The 2,480-nt window shown below is 63.1% G+C and carries 3 protein-coding genes; 2 read left to right on the top strand and 1 reads right to left on the bottom strand.

Annotation, left to right across the window (positions count from 1 at the left end; all coding sequences use genetic code 11):
• Positions 1 to 1,362 (top strand): M48 family metalloprotease (locus tag ACYVDE_RS20240; RefSeq protein ID WP_460503344.1); only part of this gene is annotated, 1,362 nt, incomplete at its 5' end.
• Between the two features lie 185 nt (positions 1,363 to 1,547).
• On the opposite strand, the gene ACYVDE_RS20245 is transcribed toward ACYVDE_RS20240, so the two are convergent.
• Positions 1,548 to 2,174 (bottom strand): DUF6134 family protein, encoded by a 627-nt coding sequence (locus tag ACYVDE_RS20245; protein ID WP_460503345.1) that lies wholly within the window; start codon positions 2,172 to 2,174, stop codon positions 1,548 to 1,550.
• Positions 2,175 to 2,325: 151 nt separating this feature from the next.
• Between ACYVDE_RS20245 and ACYVDE_RS20250 the strand changes: the two genes are divergently transcribed.
• The coding region (locus tag ACYVDE_RS20250) for a glycosyltransferase (RefSeq protein WP_460503346.1) at positions 2,326 to 2,480 on the top strand (155 nt) is incomplete at its 3' end.

Genomic DNA, 2,480 nt, shown 5'->3' on the forward strand with positions numbered 1-2,480 from the left:
GCCCCGGCAGCCCCGGCTGCTCCTGCCTCCCGCCCCCTGCAGGGCGCCAAGCCCGACCCGGCCGTGATTGCCCAGTTTGGCCTCTACAACGACGCCAAGCTGCAAAGCCTCATCACCGCCCGCGGCAAGCAGATGACGGCCATTTCGGACCGCCCCGGCGACTACGGCTTCACGGTGGTCGACTCGCCCGTCATCAACGCCTTCGCCACGCCCGATGGGCACGTGTACTTCACGCGCGGCATCATGGCGTACTTCAACAACGAAGCCCAGTTTTCGGGCGTGCTGGGCCACGAACTCGGCCACATCACCGCCCAGCACGGCAAAAAGCAGCAGCGCAACAGCACCATTGCCGGCATCGGCATGATTCTGGGCTCGGTGCTGGCGCCGCGCGTGATGCAGTCGGTGGGTGGGCTGGTGCAGCAGGGCGTGGGCCTGTACATGCTGAAATACAGCCGCGACGACGAGAACGAAGCCGACGGCCTGGGCGTGAAGTACTCGACCAAAATTGGCTACGACGCCAGCTACATGGCCGATTTTTTCCAGACGCTGCAGCGCACCGAAGCCCAGAGCGGCAGCAGCATCCCCACCTTCCTCAGCACCCACCCCAACTCGGCCGACCGCTACACCCGCGTGAAGCAGCTGGCCGCCCAGGCCAAGCAGAGCGCCGGCCGCAGCAGCTACATGGTGAACCGCGACTCCTACCTGCGCCAGATTGAAGGCCTCACCTTCGGCGAAGACCCGCGCCAGGGCTTCGTGGAAAGCGGCGTGTTCTACCACCCCGACCTGAAGTTCCGCTTCCCCATTCCCTCGGGCTGGAAGTCGAACAACTCGCCCGAGCAGTTCCAGATGCAGGAGCCTAATGGCAAAGCCCTGCTGGTGTTCCTCGGCGCCTCGGGTGGCTCGCTCGATGCCGCCGCCCAAAGCCTGACCAAATCCGTGGGCGTGACCAATGCGCAGGCCCAGAAAACGACCATCAACGGCTTCCCGGCCCTCGTGTTTGAGGGCGACCAGCAGGCCCAGGACCAGCAAAGCACGCCGGCCCACGTGCTGGCCCAACTCATTCAGGACGGCAACAGCATCTACGCCTTCGTGGGCCTGGCCGCGGCCGGCAACTTCGGAGCCTACGCGCCTGCGTTCCAGCAAGCCGCCCAGGGCTACGCCCGCCTCACCGATGCCAGCAAGCTCAACCGCCAGCCCCAGCACGTGCACATCCGCACCGCCACCGGCACCCAAACCCTGGCTTCGGCCTTCGCCGCAGCCGGCATCCCGTCGAGCCGCTACGAGGAAATGGCCATCCTCAACGGCATGAAAACCACCGACAAGCTGGCCAAAGGCACGCTGTATAAAGTGGTAGGCAAATAATTGCCCCCATTCACCGCTACTAAAACGGCCCGCTGCACCAGTTGCAGCGGGCTTTTTTTCTGAACTGTCATGCTGCGCGCAGTCGAAGCATCTCTACTGCAATGCTAGAATCAATCAGTATTGCGGTAGAGATGCTTCGACTGCGCTCAGCTTGACCAGCTATCTGCAATCCTATCCCTCCCCAGCTACGGCACGTAGCGGATGATAAAATTCTTAATTGGGTTTTTCTTGATAAGCGTAACGAGCTGACCGTTGGCGTACTGATATTCATCTTCCCGCCCATCGCGCCGGGCGCGGTAGCTGCCGGGGGCTCCCTTGCTCAAAGCGAAAAAATCGCCGAAATACTCTGCGTAGGCGCGGGTACGGCCCTGGGGCTCGCCGAAGAACATATCCGTGACGGTGTAAGTGATGGGCTCTTTCTCGGTGGCCTGGTGGTGGTATTTGTACTGGTCGGCGCGGATGTCGTAGTGGTCGCCCTTCCACTCGGTGCGCGAGCTGAAATCGCCTTGGTTGGTGTGGGCCTCCACGGTAGAGAGCAGCAGCTGGCCGGCCCGCACGCGGTTCACTACCTGATAATAGACCTTGAGGTGATAGAAGAGAATGGTGACTTTAACGTCGCTGGTGCAGGTGTACACCACGTCGGCGGTGCCGGGCTGGGGCTGGCGGGTGGCCGTCATGGTGCCCACGCGCAGGCCGGCTACCTCAATGGCGTAGCGGCGGGTTTCGGGCGCAGCGGGCCGGGCGGCCTGGGCACCGGCCGCCACCGGAGCCAGCAGCAACATAGCCGCTAATGGGCCGAACAGAAACTTCATGGGCAGCAGATGGGCGCTAACTTGCAGCCCGTGGGCAAAGGTCGGCGGAAAGGATGCTTCCGCGCGGCCGCAGCGTCCGGGCCTAGTCTGAATTTCGTACGTACGGAGTTCCACCCATCAGCCGGATTTTGCGTGTCCTTTTTTTCCCCGCATGACCTTTAGCATTATTATTCCTACCTACAACGAAGCCGGCAACATTGCCCGGCTCGTGGGCGAAGTCTGTCGCTACGCGCCCGCCGCCCAAGTGCTGGTAGTGGATGCCGATAGCCCCGACGGCACCGCCGAGGCCGCCCGGCAGGCCGGCGC

This window comes from Hymenobacter agri (assembly GCF_054778495.1).